The sequence below is a fragment of the Megasphaera stantonii genome, from assembly GCF_025567065.1.
In the GTDB taxonomy this organism is placed as follows: Bacteria; Bacillota; Negativicutes; order Veillonellales; family Megasphaeraceae; genus Megasphaera; species Megasphaera stantonii.
Window position 1 is genome coordinate 1 of record NZ_JAOQKD010000007.1, and the last position, 16,476, is coordinate 16,476.

Sequence of the window (16,476 nt, forward strand, 5' to 3'; positions counted from 1 at the left end):
AACAGTGGATATCACCATATACATTAGATACTAAAAGGCCGGATTTACATGCCAAGATGTTTCTGTCAAATATATACCCACAACAACTTGACACTGTCCAGATAAGGGCAAATTGTTGCTTTTTAAGCCTTATTTTTATATAATGATATATAAGTATTCTTATGTATCATATGCCGGGAAGGCTTTTCTACGAACAGTCATTATATGCGGCTGGGTACGACAAGGAGGAATGAAGCATGTGGAAGAAAAAAGTTTCCTGCCTGCTGGCGGTCATGGCTTTATGCGGCGCTATGACGGCCGGCGCAGCTGATTATACAATTTTGGAAAAAGCGGATAAAGTGGAAACGACTGTGTACGGCACGACGCAGACGGGCTCGCTCAACGAACGCGTGGCGGCTCTGGATAAGCTGCTGAACGGACAGTCCACCGTGTCGGGCAGCCTGCAGGAGAAAACCAATGCTTTGTATAAAGACGTATATGGAAATTCCGGATCGGACCTGTCGTTAGTAGCGGCAGTCAATCTCATGCAGTGGCAGTATTCTGGTCAGGTAACGGAGGAACCGATTTTGGTCCGTGTTGACGCCTTGGAAGAAGGCATCGACGGCAAGGTGATTACGGGCGCGTTGAAAGGCCGCGTACTGTCCCTGCGCCAGGCCCTGCTGGGAGATACGAAATACGTGTCTCAGTCGGTTACGATTCCTGCCGGAACGATTGTCAAAATGAAAAATTTGGAAGCCCTGAACTCCAAAACGGCTCAGGAAGGCGATACAGTGCACTTTGCCGTTAGCGAAGACGTCGTCGTAGGCGATGTCGTCGCCATTCCCCGCGGCATGGAAGCCGAAGGGACGATTACCAACGCCAGAAAATCGGGCATGTTTGGCAAAGACGGAAAGATTGAAATTACCTATCATACCGTGCGGGCCGCTGACAACACGCCGGTTCCGCTGATTATCGGCGAAAAGACAAAAGAAGAATATAAACGGACGGCCGGAGCCGTCGGCGCGTCGGCTGCTGGAGCCATTATCCTGGGACCGGTCGGCCTGGTAGGCGGCTTATTCGTTCATGGCAATGACGTAGATATTCCCGTCGGTACGGAAATGCTTGCAGAAGCGAAGGATAATACCGAAGTCATGGGATTTAGAGCAGTAGGTACTCCCGATGACATGCGGACTGCCGATATGGCTGCCAGCGGCGTCGTCGTGCCGGCATATCCTGACGCAGAAACGACGGAGCCGACCCATGAAACGGGATATTACGGCGACGTGACGCCGGTAGAATTAGGCGGCGACAGCGAAGCAGAGGATCAAAACGACGAATCTGAAGAAGTCGTAGTAACGATTACTCCTTCAGACGAACAGGTGACAGGTGACGTACATGAATAAAACGTGGACAGCCTCTATTTTGGCTGCGCTCCTTCCGTTTTCCATATGGGCGGCAGACGGGAGCGGCGATGTTTCTAAGACCGGGCAGGAAACGATGGCAGAAGTGGCCCGCATTGACGGACAGGACGGCGCAGGGGAGATCGTTCCCATTGATCTCGACGCGGCGTCGGAAGCGTATGATATCGTATTGCCGCAGCAGCCTGTCCATATGACGGCTGATTCCCTGGTTGTACGCAGCGCAGATGGGTATATTCAGGGCCGCGGCAACGTCGACTTGCAGCAGGGAATGGACGAGCTGCATACCAGCTATATTGAAGGCAGTACGAATAATCAGTTGTACCATACGCCGGGACCAGCCGTATACCTTACCAGTGAGAATGCCCTTTCCGGGACAGGCATCATTTATAACAGCAAAGACGGCGATGCCAGCATGGATACGATTGAAGGCTTTATCGGGCCGGGCACGTATATCCGCGGTACGGGGGCGGAAATGGTCGACGGCGTCGGCTACGTCAAGCACGGCTTGATTACGACGCCTCACGCCGTGGCTAAGACGCCGGACTACTATATTACCGGCGATGATATCCGCATTTATCCCGGAGAAAAATTTACGGCTGAAAATACAAAGCTATGGTTTAAGCACGTCTGCTTGCTGACATACGGACACTATGAAGGACGGTTAGACGAAGAAGATAACCGAAATTCGTGGTTGTTTACGCTATTGCCGCGGCCGACATATAACAGCGACGATGGCTTCGGCGTGCGGGGCCATGCGAATATCCCCTTGAACCAAAGCGGCGATTTAGCTTTTAATATGCGCTATGCTTTGACTTCTAAGAATGGGTTTAAACCTACGGCTAAAGTTGAAAAATATACGAAGTTTGGTACCTTTGCCTTTGGCTACGGTTCGGAAGAAAGCAGCGATAACGACGATAATATCTGGGCGACGAAGTGGCCTGAATTGGAATACTTTATGCCCCGCCTTTACTTAGGCGATACAGGTATTTATATCGATGGATCTGCCAGCTGGGGCCGCTGGTCGGAAGACGGGCAGGAAACAGGCTCCCACCGGGGCTTCCGCGCGGAGATTACCCATCGTCCCCTTCCGTTGTGGAAACGGGCCAATATTCGGTTCTTTTCGGGATACCGCAGGGACTGGTATTCTGTAAAGGATGCGGAACGCCGCGATCCGTACTGGGGCGTCGTGCTCAGCCAGAGCATCAACGACCGCTTGTGGACCAGCTTTTGGTATAAAAAGCACAACGTCAGCGGATTTACGCCGTATCGGTTTGATACGATAGACGATCCGCGGCAGAAAGGGTTTTCTGTCGGATATATCTTGACGCCTCGCGATACGATTATTTTCTCTTTGGCCAAGAATTTAGACAGCGGAGATATTTCGGACCGCAACTATACCTGGGTGCGGGATCTCCATTCTTTTACAGCGATTATTACGTATAAAGAAGTTGAGGATGAATGGGATCTTGAAGTTATACCCAAGGATTTCAGATTCTAGCAGATGTATAAACTGCGGCGGACAGAGCGTGACGCCGCAGTTCTTTTTTACCTATATTTTACAGAAAACCTATGAGGAAAACGATGCTTTGCATGTATAATATAAAGAATAGAATACCATTATATGCAGATTAGGATGTGAGAACATGGCGTTGATTTATTGTGTCGAAGATGATGAAAATATACGTGAACTCGTAGGGTACGCCTTGCGCAGCCAGGATTTTGAAGTAGAAACCTTTGCCGACGGCAAGGAATTCTGGAAGGCTGTGCAGCAGCGCGTACCGGCTCTGGTGCTGCTGGACATCATGCTTCCCGGAGAAAGCGGCACGGAAATATTGGATAAAATTCGAAAAGACACGCAGCTCCGATCTCTTCCGGTCATCATGCTGACGGCAAAGACCAGCGAATACGACATCGTCCGCGGGCTGGACGGCGGCGCCGACGATTACGTCTGCAAGCCCTTCGGCATCGTCGAGCTGATATCCCGCATACGGTCCGTCCTGCGCCGCAGCAAGCCGCAGCGACGGGAAAGCAACATGTATTCTTTCGGTCCCGTATCCCTCGACGGCGAAAAACACGTCGTCACTGTCAACGGCGAGCCATGCCATTTGACGGTCAAGGAATTCGAACTGCTGCGGTATCTTTTGGTCAATATAGACATCGTGCTGAAACGCGAACAAATTATGGAAGCCGTATGGGGATTTACGTATGAAGGCGAAAGCCGCACTATCGACATGCATATCAAGAGCTTGCGGCAAAAACTGGGCGACGGAGGGCACATTATCCGCACTGTACGCGGCGTCGGGTATGTGATTGGCGGAAACGTATGAGAAAGAAAATATACGTCAGCCTTCTTGCCATGGGGTTCGCCTGCATGGCCATTACCGTCCTGATTTCAGGATGGTTCTTTTGGCAGGCTGTGCAGCGCCAGGCTGCGGAAGAAATGCACGTCGTCATGAACGTCATTTCGAATACGATTCAAAAGAACGACGACATGGAAGCTTACCTGCAGGGAATTGCCGATGGATGCGAAGGCAGCCTGCGCATTACGTGGATCAATCCGGACGGAACTATTCGCTTTGAATCGAAGTATGACAAGTGGCAGATGGAAAATCATCTCGACCGGCCGGAAGTACAGGAGGCGCTGAACGAGGCCTACGGCACGGCTGTCCGCAAGTCCCATACCTTGTCGCGGGACTTATATTATATGGCGGAACAAATGCCGGACGGGACGATCCTGCGCCTCAGCATGGAACGGGAATCTATTTATTCCCATTTCTTGTCGCTGCTGCCGGTTGTGGCTCTGCTGCTCCTTTGCGCGGCCGTAGCCTGCATCAAGGCTTCCCGCATGCTGACGGCCAGCCTTTTGAATCCGCTGCGCCGCACCGTATTGCTCATGCGGCAAATTGGAGATCCCAACGGCATTTCCGTTCCCGCTTCGTACCATGTCGATGCTGAGTTGCGGCCGCTGGTAGATAAAATTATCGACCAGAGCCAGGCCCTGAACCAACTGATTCACAGCTTGGAACAGCAGCGCAACATCGTGCGTCTCATGATGGAAAATTTGCAGGAAGGCGTTATCTTGACAGACGATACGTACCGCATCCTGGGAATGAACCGCTGCGCCGGCGATATCCTGCAGAAAAAGGACGTTTCGTCCTTAGTCGGACAGCCGCTGGAGCCGTTTTTTGCAGAGGCGCCGTGGGATGAAATACACGGACATACCAATCTTCCCGACGTATTGGAGCGGAAAATCAGCAGAGACGCGTCGCTGTATTTATTGACGGTACAGTCGGTGTACCAGGATGAAGAATTTTACGGCGTGCTGTTTATCATTGATGATATTACCGAGCAGGAGCATCGGGAACAGCTGCGCCGCGAATTTACGTCCAACGTGTCCCATGAGCTCAAAACGCCGCTGACCTCTATCAGCGGGTTTGCTGAAGTGCTGTCGGCAGGCTTGTTTAAAAGCGACGCCGACGTCGTCCATTTCGGCTCGCTTATCCGCAAGGAGGCGAAGCGGCTGTTGGCCATGATTGAAGAAATCATGCACCTGACCCGCATCGAGGAAAATCGGGAAAAGGTTCATCGCGAACCGGTGTGCCTGCCGGAAATTATAAGGGATATCGTCGAATTTATGGAACCGATGCTGGTGGAAAAGAAAGTGACCGTTCACTGTACGCTGGAGCAGGCGACGGTACTGGGGGATAAGGGACTGCTGCGGGAAATGGCTATGAATCTCATCGACAATGCGGTCAAGTACAATCTTCCCGGCGGCCATGTATACGTGTCGGTGCGGAAGCGCGGAGACCATATCGACTTTGCCGTTAAGGATACGGGGATCGGCATTCCCGAAGACAAGCAGAAGCGCGTGTTCGAGCGCTTTTACCGGGCTGACACGAGCCGTTCCCGGAAGATAAGCGGCAGCGGACTGGGCCTGTCTATTGTCAAGCATATTGCTGAATACCATAACGGCACGATTACGCTCCGCAGCAAGGAAAATCACGGGACTGAAATCATCATTCATTTGCCGTCAGGCAATTCATAAGGAGAAATACATGAAACAATATACGTTTCCATATGGACGTGGAGTTCAAACCGTCGTATTGCCGGAAGACCATGTAGCGTACGAGCTGAAGGGAACTGGGGCGGCGCCTGTAGCGGACGTGACAAAGGCAGTGCAGAAGGCGCTGCGCAGGGTATATCCGAAGGACGCACTATCAGAACGCGTCGCGCCGTATGAAAAGGTCGTCATCGTCGTCAGCGACGGAACGAGGATGGTATATACGCCGCAGATGCTGGACGCCGTCATCGGCGAGCTCCATACCATCGGCGTGGCGGATGAACAGATTACGCTGCTCGTCGCCTTAGGGACGCACCGGCCGGCGACAAAGCGGGAGCTGACGGAAATATGCGGCTCTTGGGCAAACAGACTGCGCGTCGTGCAGCATGACTGCCGGGACAAAACGCAGCTGGCTTATGTCGGAACGACGCCGGAGGGGAATGCCGTATATCTGAATCGGCTGGCTGTAGAAGCCGATAAGGTCATCCTTACGGGGGGCATTTCGTTTCACGACATGGCCGGCTTCAGCGGCGGGCGAAAGGCCGTTCTGCCTGGCTTGGCTGGATACGATACGATTATGCGGAACCACGCCCTGGCCTTGAACGCGGAAGATATAGGCGGGCGGAACCGATGCTGCGACGCGGCACGGCTGGAAGGCAATCCTATGCACGAAGACATGGTGGAAGGGACGTTGTTTATTGAGCCTGATTTTATGGTCAATACGGTGCTGGGTGCTGACGGCGCAGTCATCGACGTCGTGGCAGGCCATTGGCTGACGGACTGGCAGGATGGATGCCGGCTGTTGCTGGCCGCCGACAGCGTTGCAATTCCTCAAAAGGCGGACGTGACGATTGCTTCGGCCGGAGGATATCCGAAGGATATCAATTTCTATCAGGCCACGAAGGCCCATATGAACGCCGTCTTTGCGACGAAGCCGGGAGGCATTATGATTTTAGTCATGGAATGCCCCGACATAAGCGAACCGCCGGAATTTGCCAAAGCTTTTGGCCGGCGTGATACATCTGCAGCTGAGCAGGATCTGCGGCAGCACTTCACCATTGGCGCCTTTTCCGCCTATAAGACGCAGGAAATCATCGAGTCCATGCGGGCAGTGTTCGTCGTCACGGAGAGAAAAAACTTTGACATCATGAAACAAAGCGGCCAAATTCCCGTCGAATCGCTGGAAGAAGCCTGGCAGGCGGCAAACGCCATATTGGCGGAAGATGGAAAAGAGGACTACACCATAGCCCTCATGCCCTATGCCGCGTCGACGCTGCCAGTAATAAAGAAGACTAGAGAAGAAATAGAATACGATATTGAATGAAAGAGCGCCCTTTCGGGCGCTTTTTTACTGGCCAGAATTCTCTATTAGGTTGCCTGTTTTGCAAAAGATGTCTGCTTTTGTAAATTTTACAAAACTTTACATTGTCTACATTGTAACCTTACATACCTTTGTTAGGATAAGTACGTATCAAGCAAGAAGCACTCATAAACTTGTACTTGACAAAAGGAGAGGATCTTAATATGAAATTGAGAAAGTTAGTTCTTGCTGCATTAGCGGCAATGATGGTTGTCAGCGCAGCCGGCTGCGGCGGCGAACAGAAGAGCGAAAGCAGCTCGAATACGGCGGCTGTATCTGGCAGCATTACCGGCTCTGGTTCTTCTGCATTGCTTCCTTTGGTAAAAGATGCTGCGGAAAAGTTCAAAGCTAATAACAAAGACGTAACGATTACCTTAAACGCCGGCGGTTCCGGCACGGGCCTGAAACAGGTTTCCGACGGCTCCGTAGACATGGGCAACTCCGACGTACCGGCTGAAACGAAACTCGACAAAGCGAAAGCTGAAAAGCTCGTAGACCATAAAGTATGCGTTATGACTGTCGCTACCATCGTCAATAAAGACGTAGGCGTTAAGAACCTGACTCGTCAGCAGCTTCAGGATATCTTCACGGCTAAAGTTACAAACTGGAAAGATGTCGGCGGCCCGGACAAACCGATCGTCCTCGTAACTCGTCCGAAAACTTCCGGTACGCGAGCTCTCTTTAAACAGTACGCGATCAACGGTGCAGAAGAAGCAGACAACAAATCTCTCGAAACGGATAACTCCGGTATTCTTATCCAGAGCGTAGCGCAGAACCCCGGTGCTATTGGCTACGTAGCTCTTCCTTACCTCATTAACGACAAGAGCGTAGATGTTCTGTCCATCGACGGCGTAGAACCGACGCTGGAAAATACATACAGCGGTAAATATGCCGTATGGGGCTACGAACACATCTACACGAGCAAAGAACCGAAAGCTGCCGTTAAAGCCTTCCTTGAATACATTATGGGCGACGAATACGGCAAGCGCATTGAAGAACTTGGCTACGGCGTAAGCTCCAAGATGCAGACAAAAGAAGTTCACTAATCACACGGAGGGAATGTAATGAATGCAATCGAAGCGGCGGTCTCTAGAGCCCACCGAAGCGAGAAAGCAGCCCGGACCTTCATTACAGTATGCGGCATCGGTATGGCACTGGTGCCGTTTCTCATTGGGGCCTTTCTCTTTATAAAGGGTACAGATACCTTTTTCCTGTTTGGACATGGCGTCGGCGAGTTCTTATTCTCCGGCGAATGGAATCCGAGCGATACGGCAGAAGGCGGCGGCCAGGTCGGCGCGGCCAAGTTCCTGGCCGGCTCCCTCGTGACCTGTTTGTTGGCGCTGATTATTACCCTGCCTTTAAGTATTTCGTCGGCGATCTTCATGACGGAAATTGCGTCTCCCCGGACGCGCCGCCTTATTCAGCCGGCTATTGAATTGTTTACGGGGATTCCTTCCGTTGTCTACGGCTTCGTAGGCATGACGGTACTGATTCCCTTCCTGCGCAGCATTTTCCCTATGCCCTTTGGTTTTTCTGTATTGGCGGCAGGCATTGTGCTGGCCATCATGATTTTTCCTACGATTACGACCATGGCAGCCGACGCAATGGCGGCAGTGCCGAAATCATGGCGTGAAGCTTCGTACGGCTTGGGCGCTACGCGTTGGGAAACTATTGCTCATGTAGTGCTTCCAGCAGCCAAGGGCGGCATTTTTACTGGCATTATCCTCGGTCTGGCCCGTGCTCTCGGCGAAGCGTTAGCTGTTGCGATGGTTATCGGCCAGATGAAGGTCTTTCCGACGTCGCTATTCCTGCCGGCCAGCACCTTGACGACGGCTATTTCCGCTGATATGGGCGGGGCTATGGAAGGCGGCGAATACAGTGCGGCGCTGTGGACAATGGCTCTTATCCTGTTCCTCTTGTCCTTCCTGTTTATTTTCCTGATTCATCAGCTCAATGCAGCTTCCAGCTTAAAAGGAGGCAAATAATATATGACTAGTGTACAGTCCAAAAAGAAAATGGACAATATCATGACCAGCCTGTTTCTGTGCGGCGCCGGATTTGCCGTCGTACTGCTCGTGGCCTTCGTTGGGTTTGTTATTGTCGAAGGCTTCAGCGGCATGACGCCGGAAATGCTGTCCTTTACGGGAAGCGGCATGGGCAACATGTTCTTTAATACATTATATCTGGTATTCCTGGCGCTGATTGCCAGTACCATTACGGGTATTCCCGCTGGGATTTACCTGGCTGAATATGCAAAAAAAGGCCGCATTACCCACTGGGTTCGAATGGCTGTTGAAACCTTAGCTTCGCTGCCATCTATTGTCGTCGGCTTGTTCGGTTATCTAGTATTTATCGTTATGACTGGTTCGCAGTGGAATCTATTCGCCGGCTCTCTGGCCGTATCGATCTTGACGCTGCCTCTGGTCACGTCTGTAACGGAAGACGCACTGCGCAATCTTCCTGACAGCTATCGTCAGGGCAGTCTCGGCTTAGGCGCATCCCACTGGCAGACGATCTGGCGCGTACTGCTGCCGGCTTGTTTTCCCCGCATCATGACTGGTCTTATCATGGCCGCCGGCCGCGGATTCGGCGAAGCCGCCGCGCTGATGTTTACTGCCGGTATGTCGACGGATATTAACTGGTCCAACTGGGACATTACGTCTACGTCTTGTCCGCTGAATCCCTTCCGCCCCGGTGAAACCCTGGCTCTGCATATCTGGGCTCTTCGGACGGAAGCGCTGCATGCCGACGCTGCGCAGCAGGCTGCTACGTCTTCGGCTATCTTGATGATTCTCGTCGTATCGTTCAGCTTGGCTGCGCGGTATATGAGTTGGCGTATTGATAAGAAAATGGGAGGAAATAAATAATGGCAGAATTGACGACAACCTTGTCCGGCTATGGCGCAGCGCAGCAGAAAGAAGCTTCGCAGGATGTTGTAGCTACTCGTGAGTTGGAAAAAGAAAGCGCAAAATTGACGGAAGCAACCTTTGACGTAACGGGATTGGATTTATTCTATGACCAGACGCAGGCGCTGAAGGATATTTCCATGAAGATAAATAAAAACGAAATTACGGCCTTCATTGGGCCGTCGGGCTGCGGCAAATCGACGTTCCTTAAGACGCTGAACCGCATGAACGACTGGGTAGAAGGCTGCCGTATTACAGGCAAGGTTCTGTTTGAAGGCAAAGATATCTTTAAAGAAGTCGATCCCCTGGCTCTGCGGTATCGCGTAGGCATGGTATTCCAGCAGCCGACGCCGTTCCCGAAGAGTGTCTTTGAAAACGTTGCCTATGGGCCGCGTATCCAGGGTATTTCTAATAAAAAAGAATTGGAAGAAATCGTTGAAAAAAGCCTGCGCGCCGCTGCTTGCTGGGACGAAATGAAGGACCGTCTCCATAAGAGCGCCTTAGGCTTGTCCGGCGGCCAGCAGCAGCGTCTGTGCATCGCCCGTACCTTGGCAGCCAATCCGTCGGTTATCCTCATGGACGAACCGACGTCGGCCCTGGACCCGATTTCTACGCAGAAGATCGAAGACCTGGCGCTGGAATTGAAGGAAAAATATACCATCGTCATCGTAACGCACAGCATGCAGCAGGCCCGTCGTATTTCCGACAAGACGGCCTTCTTCCTCCTGGGCGAGTTGATCGAATACAACAACACGGTCGACATGTTTACCAATCCGTCGAATCCGAAAACAGAAGAATACATCACGGGCCGCTTCGGCTAATAGGAGGTTAAGCATGTTACAAACATATGAAAATTCTATGAAGGTGCTGAACCAAGAGCTGTCTGCTCTGGGACTCAGCATCGAGGCCGCCATCGATAAGACCTGGAAGGTCTTGGAAACCTTTGACGTCGAATTGGCCGACGAAGTGTATAACGGCGACACGGAAATCGACGAAAAGGTACGGGAATGCATGCGCATGGACTTGACCATCAGCATGACCCAGAGTCCTGTAGCCGCCGATTGGCGCAGTCTCATGGCCACGCTGAAGATTTTGTCTGACTTGGAACGCATTGCCGATCACTGCGCGGATATTTGCCGGTACGTCCATTTGCTGGCCGATACGGGCCATCCCATCGCGCCGCCGCCGGGACTGCGGGAAATGTACGGCGTCATGTCGTCCATGGTCAGCGACGTCCTCGATTTCTACAAGGGCAAAGACAGCGCTCAGGCCGATCTGATGAAGGATAAGGACGACGTCGTCGACGTAGCCTTTACCCATCTGATGGAAGAAATTTCCGAACAGATGAACAAGGATTCCCAGAATTCCAAGCAGTACGTCACCTACGTGCTGATCGTCAAATATATTGAACGCATGGCCGACCATGCCAACAATATTGCCAACTGGGTTATTTACCGGGAAAAGAACGAAATCAATATTTAATCCATGTGCCCTTTCACCTGCCCGCACGTACGCGCGGCAGGTGATTTTTCATATGGGGCGAGCTCGACAGACGGGGAGAAGCATACTATAATAAACACCATAAGCGGTAATATAGGAGGAATTTATCAGCATGGGATTTTTTGACGCTTTGGTAAAATCAGATATAAACAGGACGCGCAGCGAAAAGATGTACGACGACGCGCTGAAATTGTTTAACTCGGCGCAGCTGCAGAACGAAACGCTGCCGCCGGCATTAAAAGCAGAAGTAGAAGGAGGAGAAGACTGCGACGTCCTTTCCCAGGGCAGCGGCCGGTTTGGCCACGATATGGGCAATCCCATACCCGTCAACGGCCCCTTCGGCGAAATGACCTACTTGTCGCGCCTCCGCCTGCGCAGCACTGGCTCGATGGTGTTTTTTCACAAGGTTGAAACGATCGGCCGCGTCGACAAATTTGAGCTGGTCAACGTCAGCGGAAAGGTCGTCGACTACTTGTATCTGGACATGTATCATCCCCGGGCGTCGCGGCGCTATCCCGAAGGCTACACCCTGGAAAAAGAAGCCGTCTTTCCCCGCGGCGTCACGACGACTGTTCCCGATTTTCCCGCCGGCCTGTACAAGCTGATTAAAAAGGAGGCCAAGCAGCGCCTGGGCGTGGACGTAGCCGAAAAGGAAAGCGACCGCATCGATGTTGAACAGGCCCAGGCTTCTATCCGGGAATTGCGGAAGCTATAAAGCTTTCTGGAATCCGGCTGCAGCTTCAAGAAAGGAGTGAAACGATGGAAAAGGCCTTTGCTTCTGTACGCATGGACGAGCATCATCCGAACTGGCAGATTGCCATCAGCCGCAAAGGCAGCCTGTATCGGCGCGAAGGAGATTTCCGCACGGAATTTGGCCGCGATTATACGCGTATTCTTCATTCGACGGCCTACAGCCGCCTCAAGCACAAGACCCAGGTGTTTTTTACGACGAAAAACGACCATATCTGCACGCGCATTGAGCACGTCAATCACGTCGCGTCCGTAAGCGGCACCATCGGCCGGTATTTGGGGCTGAATACGGAGCTCATCAGCGCCATTGCCAACGGCCACGACCTGGGCCACGCGCCTTTCGGCCATTTGGGAGAACGGGTATTGAGCCGCATCAGCCAGGCCGAGCTGGGAGAGACGTTTTGGCACGAACGGCAGGGCCTCCGCGTCGTCGACGATATGGAAACGCTGCTGGACCCAGCCGGGAAAATGAAAAACATGATGCTGACCTACGCTGTCCGCGACGGCATTATCAATCACTGCGGCGAAGTGCGGCAGACGGTGCTGCGCCCTCGGGAACATGTCGTCCCTCTGGAGTCGATTACCCGTCCTAACGAATATGAGCCCTATACCTGGGAAGGATGCGTCGTCAAAATTGCTGATAAAATCGCCTATCTGGGCAGAGATATTGAAGACGCCGTGCGCCTGCGCATCCTGACGGAAGACGGCAAGCCCCTGGCCGAGCTGAAGCAGCGGCTGAACGAGCAGCTTCACGCCCATCTCCAATCCCTGACCAATACGTCGATCATGTATCCCCTGATTACGGATATCTGCCGGGAAAGCACTCCGGAGAAGGGGCTGGTGCTTTCAGAGTCCCATCTGAAGCTCATGGACGACGTCATGAAGTTCAACTACGAGTACATTTACCGCAGCAAGCGTCTGGAAGTATACCATGCCTACGCCAGGCTGATTCTGGAATCGATTTACGGCATTTTGAAGGCGTGCTATGCCGGCGGCAATACGCTTCAGGAGCTGGAACGGCTGCGCCAGGACTATCCCACCTTAGGAAAACATTTTTTGGAGCGCATGAAGAAGTATTCCGATATTGGCCGGGCCGTAGCCAGCCGGGATAAATTCGGCAACGCCTTTGGAAACGCTGTGATGTACCGCATCGCCGACGATGAAAAAGACTACCGGCTGGCCTGCATCGATTATATCGCCGGCATGACCGATACCTATGCAGAAAAAATTTTCGACGAGCTTACGACATTTTAATGGAAATATGGTATAATGATACGGCAGATTTAGAAAATATGCCGGACATGAGATTCGGCAGGAACATCAGATATGCGCAGGAGGGGTTCAGACTCATGAGAGATTTACCGCAGGCCCATGAAATATGGCGTCATTTTAAAAATAATATGTACGAAATCATTACGATTGCAGAGCATACGGAAACAGGTGAAAAGTTCGTCATCTATAAAGCGCTGCAGGATACGATGAAGACCTACGCCCGCCCGCTGAAGGATTTCATGAGCGAAGTGGATAAGGCGAAGTATCCGAAGGCAGATCAGGATTTTCGCTTTGTCAAAGTAAAATAAAACGGCGTCTATACCGCCGTTCCGCATGAAATAAGCCGCAGGACAACGCTTCGACGCGCTGCCTGCGGCCTATTTTTTACTGTGTATGATGTGAAAGATATTAGCCCTTCGCTGCGATGCATTCGTTGAGATCGGCGATGAGAGCGTCTACGTCGATGCCGTGGGCGCCGGCGCCTTGGCCGATCGTTTCAAAGTGGGCGGCCATGCAGCCGACGCAGCCCAGACCGTATTGCTGGAATACTTCGAGAATCTGGGGGTATTTCTGAACCGCTTCGATGATGCCTGTATCTTTTGTAATTTCTGCCATGATACATCCTCCTTGGTATAGTCTTTTCCGTATGTTTTGAAAGAACTTCCGGATTGCATCCTATTATACCATACTTTTTCAGTTTTGTATTGCCTGTTTGCAGGAATTTCTGCGGCAGCCTATAGATTACCTTGCTGTGGGAAGGGGAGTCAAGGATATATGTAAAAAAAGCATAGTAAAAATGATACGATTAAATACTTAGAAATATAAAAAGTGGAATAAATCGGTATGCTTATATCGAATGTGCGATAGATGAAAATGGGGGAAATATTTCGCTTTGCGAAAAGATTCAGAAAATAGTAAGATATTAAATGAAAAAGTTAAAAATATTAAGAGAACCTGGATAAACAGATGAGCGAAAGGAATAGCAAATTTTTTTGCTTGCAATAATTAAATAGTATGTTGCATTATTCGATACATGCATTATAATAATAACAAAGGTTATTCTTTACAATACTAAAAGGAAAGGAGCGCAAAGTAATATTGTATGCTGAATGCTGTTGGAGTATGCGGCATTCGTAATGTTTTCTGTTTTTATGTATGAAAGGGTGAATTTGGATTATGATGGTATTTTTGGCAGTACTGCCGCTGTTATGGCTTATCGTTGCCTTGTCCATTTTAAAAGTACCGGCATGGAAAGCCTGCGGGGTTGCAGCAATTATTTCATTCATCGTCGCCGTCGTGCCCTTCGGTAAGGAAGCCGGCATCATGGCAACAGGCGCGCTGGAAGGCGTTGCCTTGGCTATCTGGCCTATTTTGTTAGTTATTACGTCGGCTATTTTCACGTATAACCTCGTCGTCCGCACCGGCGCTATGGAAACGATTAAGACGATGCTGACGTCCGTAAGCTCGGATATGCGTATCCTGTCCCTCCTCTTGGCTTGGGGCTTCGGCGCCTTCATGGAAGGCATGGCTGGTTTCGGTACGGCCGTTGCAATTCCGGCGGCTATGATGGTCGGCCTCGGCTTTCATCCGCTGAAATCTATCCTGGCCTGCCTGGTTGCGAACTCCGTTCCGACGACCTTCGGCTCTATCGCTATTCCGACGACGACCTTGGCGACGTTGACGCATCTTGATTCCGTCGGCCTGGGCCAGTTCATTGCAATTCAGCTCTTTATTCTTAATACATTAAGCCCGTTCTTCGTAGTTATGATCATGGGCGGCGGCCCGAAAGCCCTGAAAGGCGTATTCATGCCGACCCTGATTTCCGGCTTGGCCCTGTCCGTTCCGGAATTGCTCATCAACATGGCTATGGGTCCTGAACTGTCCGTTATCGTTCCGTCGGCTATTATCATGGGCTCCATCGTCGTCTGCGCGAAGATCTTCAAGACTGACGATCCGGAATACCGCGTCGAAGCTGAAGTTCGTCAGATTTCTTCCAGCGAAGGTATCAGCGCGACCATGCCGTTTATCTTGATCTTCGTGTTGTTAATCATTACGTCTAAGTTCTTCCCGTTCATCAACGGCCCGCTCAGCGCATTTAAGACGTCTGTTCAGATTTATGCCGGCCCCGGCGCTTCCCCCTATACCTTCGTATGGGTTGCTACGCCTGGCATCATGATCTTCCTCTCGGCATTCCTCGGCGGCGCATATCAAAAAGCTGGCCTTGGCAAAATGCTCGGCGTTTTGGGTGATACCTTCAAAGGCCTGAAATTTACGTACGTTACGATTATCTGCGTTGTTATGACGGCTAAATTGATGACGTACAGCGGCATGACCGCTGAAATCGCCGGCGCTCTCGTCGCTGCGACGGGTTCCATGTATCCGGCCTTTGCTCCTCTCGTAGGCGCTCTCGGCGCATTCATCACCGGTTCCGGCACGAACGCCAACGTCCTCTTCGGGCCCTTGCAGACGGCGGCTGCCGCGCAGATGGTTCCCGGCGACACGGGCTTGGCTATGTGGCTCGCAGCTACGAACTCCGCAGGCGCAGGCATCGGCAAGATGTTCTCCCCGCAGAGTATCGCTATCGGCATCGGCGCTGTTGCTCCGGCCTTGGAAGCTTATATTTCTGAAAAGAAAGTGGAAAGCGGCGAAGCGGACAGCCTGCGTCAGAGCATTCAGGCCAACGTCATTATGCAGAGCATTGCGAAGTACTTCGTTATCTATATCGTAGTCGCTGGCCTCTGCGCTTACTTCGGCTTGAGCATGTTCGTTCACTAAGCACATACTTGAATAAGCAAAACAGGAATCTGCCTCGGCAGGTTCCTGTTTTTTTGATATCTGCTCGATATCCGCCGCCTATGTCTCGCTGCCTGATGAAGGTATCCCTTTGCATTGAGATATAGCGCGGCATAAAGATATAGGGAATAGGTACATCTTTGCTTGGCATAGCTCGTCCTGACAGCTTATATACGGCTTATATTATGTTATGTATTGCCGCCGGAGCGGTGGCGAGGGCCTAGGCTGTGCGCTGTGCAGTGCGAGGCTGCGGCAAGACCAGGGCTTCGGACAATACGGGCAGTTTGTCGTCTCTATGATGGTTTGCCGAATGCTTGGGCAGATACAGGGATTGTGTTTTTCCTCCTGTATAAATCGTTCTTACTCTGTTTCGATAAACTTTTGCTGCCTGACCGAAAATAGCTGAGCGGAATAAAAAAATCGCTGCCTGCCGTA

The 16,476-nt window shown here is 51.6% G+C and carries 15 protein-coding genes; 14 read left to right on the top strand and 1 reads right to left on the bottom strand.

Translation table 11 applies throughout. The annotated features are described in order from the left end of the window. The first annotated feature begins 236 nt into the window (after positions 1-236). The 13 genes from OCV58_RS05420 to OCV58_RS05480 all read left to right on the top strand — a co-directional run bounded on the left by OCV58_RS05420 (position 237) and on the right by OCV58_RS05480 (position 13,556). Positions 237-1,382, top strand: a complete 1,146-nt coding sequence (locus OCV58_RS05420; RefSeq protein WP_232818803.1) for a hypothetical protein — start codon at positions 237-239, stop codon at positions 1,380-1,382. Continuing rightward, positions 1,375-2,898, top strand: coding sequence for an LPS-assembly protein LptD (locus tag OCV58_RS05425; protein WP_087476825.1), 1,524 nt, complete (start codon positions 1,375-1,377; stop codon positions 2,896-2,898). Before OCV58_RS05420 ends, OCV58_RS05425 begins: the two co-directional genes overlap by 8 nt. Before the next feature lie 145 nt (positions 2,899-3,043). Beyond that, positions 3,044-3,727, top strand: a complete 684-nt coding sequence (locus tag OCV58_RS05430) for a response regulator transcription factor (RefSeq protein ID WP_087476826.1) — start codon at positions 3,044-3,046, stop codon at positions 3,725-3,727. After that, entirely contained in the window at positions 3,724-5,445 is a 1,722-nt protein-coding gene (locus OCV58_RS05435) for a sensor histidine kinase (RefSeq protein ID WP_087476827.1), read from the top strand. Before OCV58_RS05430 ends, OCV58_RS05435 begins: the two co-directional genes overlap by 4 nt. A gap of 10 nt (positions 5,446-5,455) precedes the next feature. Continuing rightward, positions 5,456-6,784: an NPN-dependent 2-hydroxyacid racemase, LarAH10 family gene (gene larA, locus OCV58_RS05440; protein ID WP_154877185.1), complete on the top strand. Its 1,329-nt coding sequence runs from the start codon at positions 5,456-5,458 to the stop codon at positions 6,782-6,784. Positions 6,785-6,984: 200 nt separating this feature from the next. Then, on the top strand, positions 6,985-7,866 hold the full coding sequence (locus tag OCV58_RS05445; protein ID WP_095629197.1) for a phosphate ABC transporter substrate-binding protein: 882 nt from the start codon (positions 6,985-6,987) through the stop codon (positions 7,864-7,866). An 18-nt stretch (positions 7,867-7,884) separates the two neighbouring features. Beyond that, positions 7,885-8,805, top strand: coding sequence for a phosphate ABC transporter permease subunit PstC (gene pstC / locus OCV58_RS05450; RefSeq protein ID WP_095629198.1), 921 nt, complete (start codon positions 7,885-7,887; stop codon positions 8,803-8,805). Positions 8,806-8,808: 3 nt separating this feature from the next. Continuing rightward, entirely contained in the window at positions 8,809-9,687 is an 879-nt protein-coding gene (gene pstA, locus OCV58_RS05455) for a phosphate ABC transporter permease PstA (protein ID WP_095629199.1), read from the top strand. Continuing rightward, complete coding sequence (gene pstB / locus OCV58_RS05460) at positions 9,687-10,547, top strand: phosphate ABC transporter ATP-binding protein PstB (RefSeq protein WP_095629200.1); 861 nt, start codon at positions 9,687-9,689, stop codon at positions 10,545-10,547. The genes pstA and pstB overlap by 1 nt, the downstream gene beginning before the upstream one ends. Positions 10,548-10,560: 13 nt before the next feature. Continuing rightward, positions 10,561-11,208, top strand: a complete 648-nt coding sequence (phoU, locus tag OCV58_RS05465) for a phosphate signaling complex protein PhoU (protein ID WP_095629201.1) — start codon at positions 10,561-10,563, stop codon at positions 11,206-11,208. A gap of 130 nt (positions 11,209-11,338) precedes the next feature. After that, on the top strand, positions 11,339-11,941 hold the full coding sequence (locus OCV58_RS05470; protein ID WP_087476834.1) for a hypothetical protein: 603 nt from the start codon (positions 11,339-11,341) through the stop codon (positions 11,939-11,941). Between the two features lie 44 nt (positions 11,942-11,985). Next, a complete protein-coding gene (locus OCV58_RS05475) occupies positions 11,986-13,230 on the top strand; it encodes a deoxyguanosinetriphosphate triphosphohydrolase family protein (RefSeq protein WP_095629203.1) in 1,245 nt (414 codons plus the stop codon). A 95-nt stretch (positions 13,231-13,325) separates the two neighbouring features. Further along, positions 13,326-13,556: a DUF1653 domain-containing protein gene (locus OCV58_RS05480; RefSeq protein ID WP_087476836.1), complete on the top strand. Its 231-nt coding sequence runs from the start codon at positions 13,326-13,328 to the stop codon at positions 13,554-13,556. 100 nt (positions 13,557-13,656) lie between these two features. Here the strand turns inward: OCV58_RS05480 and OCV58_RS05485 are convergent, their stop codons facing one another. After that, positions 13,657-13,863 carry a DUF1858 domain-containing protein gene (locus OCV58_RS05485; RefSeq protein ID WP_087476837.1) on the bottom strand — a complete coding sequence of 69 codons (207 nt, stop codon included), beginning with the start codon at positions 13,861-13,863 and terminating at the stop codon, positions 13,657-13,659. Between the two features lie 564 nt (positions 13,864-14,427). Here OCV58_RS05485 and OCV58_RS05490 point away from each other — a divergent pair. Beyond that, positions 14,428-16,023, top strand: coding sequence for an L-lactate permease (locus OCV58_RS05490; protein ID WP_394802410.1), 1,596 nt, complete (start codon positions 14,428-14,430; stop codon positions 16,021-16,023). Positions 16,024-16,476 lie beyond the last annotated feature (453 nt).

Excerpts from the sequence above, each read along its gene's own strand:
- OCV58_RS05430 (WP_087476826.1), top strand. The coding sequence starts at position 3,044 with ATGGCGTTGATTTATTGTGTCGAAGATGATGAAAATATACGTGAACTC.
- pstC (WP_095629198.1), top strand. The coding sequence starts at position 7,885 with ATGAATGCAATCGAAGCGGCGGTCTCTAGAGCCCACCGAAGCGAGAAA.
- pstA (WP_095629199.1), top strand. The coding sequence starts at position 8,809 with ATGACTAGTGTACAGTCCAAAAAGAAAATGGACAATATCATGACCAGC.
- larA (WP_154877185.1), top strand. The coding sequence starts at position 5,456 with ATGAAACAATATACGTTTCCATATGGACGTGGAGTTCAAACCGTCGTA.
- OCV58_RS05470 (WP_087476834.1), top strand. The coding sequence starts at position 11,339 with ATGGGATTTTTTGACGCTTTGGTAAAATCAGATATAAACAGGACGCGC.
- OCV58_RS05480 (WP_087476836.1), top strand. The coding sequence starts at position 13,326 with ATGAGAGATTTACCGCAGGCCCATGAAATATGGCGTCATTTTAAAAAT.
- OCV58_RS05420 (WP_232818803.1), top strand. The coding sequence starts at position 237 with ATGTGGAAGAAAAAAGTTTCCTGCCTGCTGGCGGTCATGGCTTTATGC.
- OCV58_RS05485 (WP_087476837.1), bottom strand. The coding sequence starts at position 13,863 with ATGGCAGAAATTACAAAAGATACAGGCATCATCGAAGCGGTTCAGAAA.
- OCV58_RS05445 (WP_095629197.1), top strand. The coding sequence starts at position 6,985 with ATGAAATTGAGAAAGTTAGTTCTTGCTGCATTAGCGGCAATGATGGTT.
- pstB (WP_095629200.1), top strand. The coding sequence starts at position 9,687 with ATGGCAGAATTGACGACAACCTTGTCCGGCTATGGCGCAGCGCAGCAG.
- OCV58_RS05425 (WP_087476825.1), top strand. The coding sequence starts at position 1,375 with ATGAATAAAACGTGGACAGCCTCTATTTTGGCTGCGCTCCTTCCGTTT.
- OCV58_RS05475 (WP_095629203.1), top strand. The coding sequence starts at position 11,986 with ATGGAAAAGGCCTTTGCTTCTGTACGCATGGACGAGCATCATCCGAAC.
- OCV58_RS05490 (WP_394802410.1), top strand. The coding sequence starts at position 14,428 with ATGGTATTTTTGGCAGTACTGCCGCTGTTATGGCTTATCGTTGCCTTG.
- OCV58_RS05435 (WP_087476827.1), top strand. The coding sequence starts at position 3,724 with ATGAGAAAGAAAATATACGTCAGCCTTCTTGCCATGGGGTTCGCCTGC.
- phoU (WP_095629201.1), top strand. The coding sequence starts at position 10,561 with ATGTTACAAACATATGAAAATTCTATGAAGGTGCTGAACCAAGAGCTG.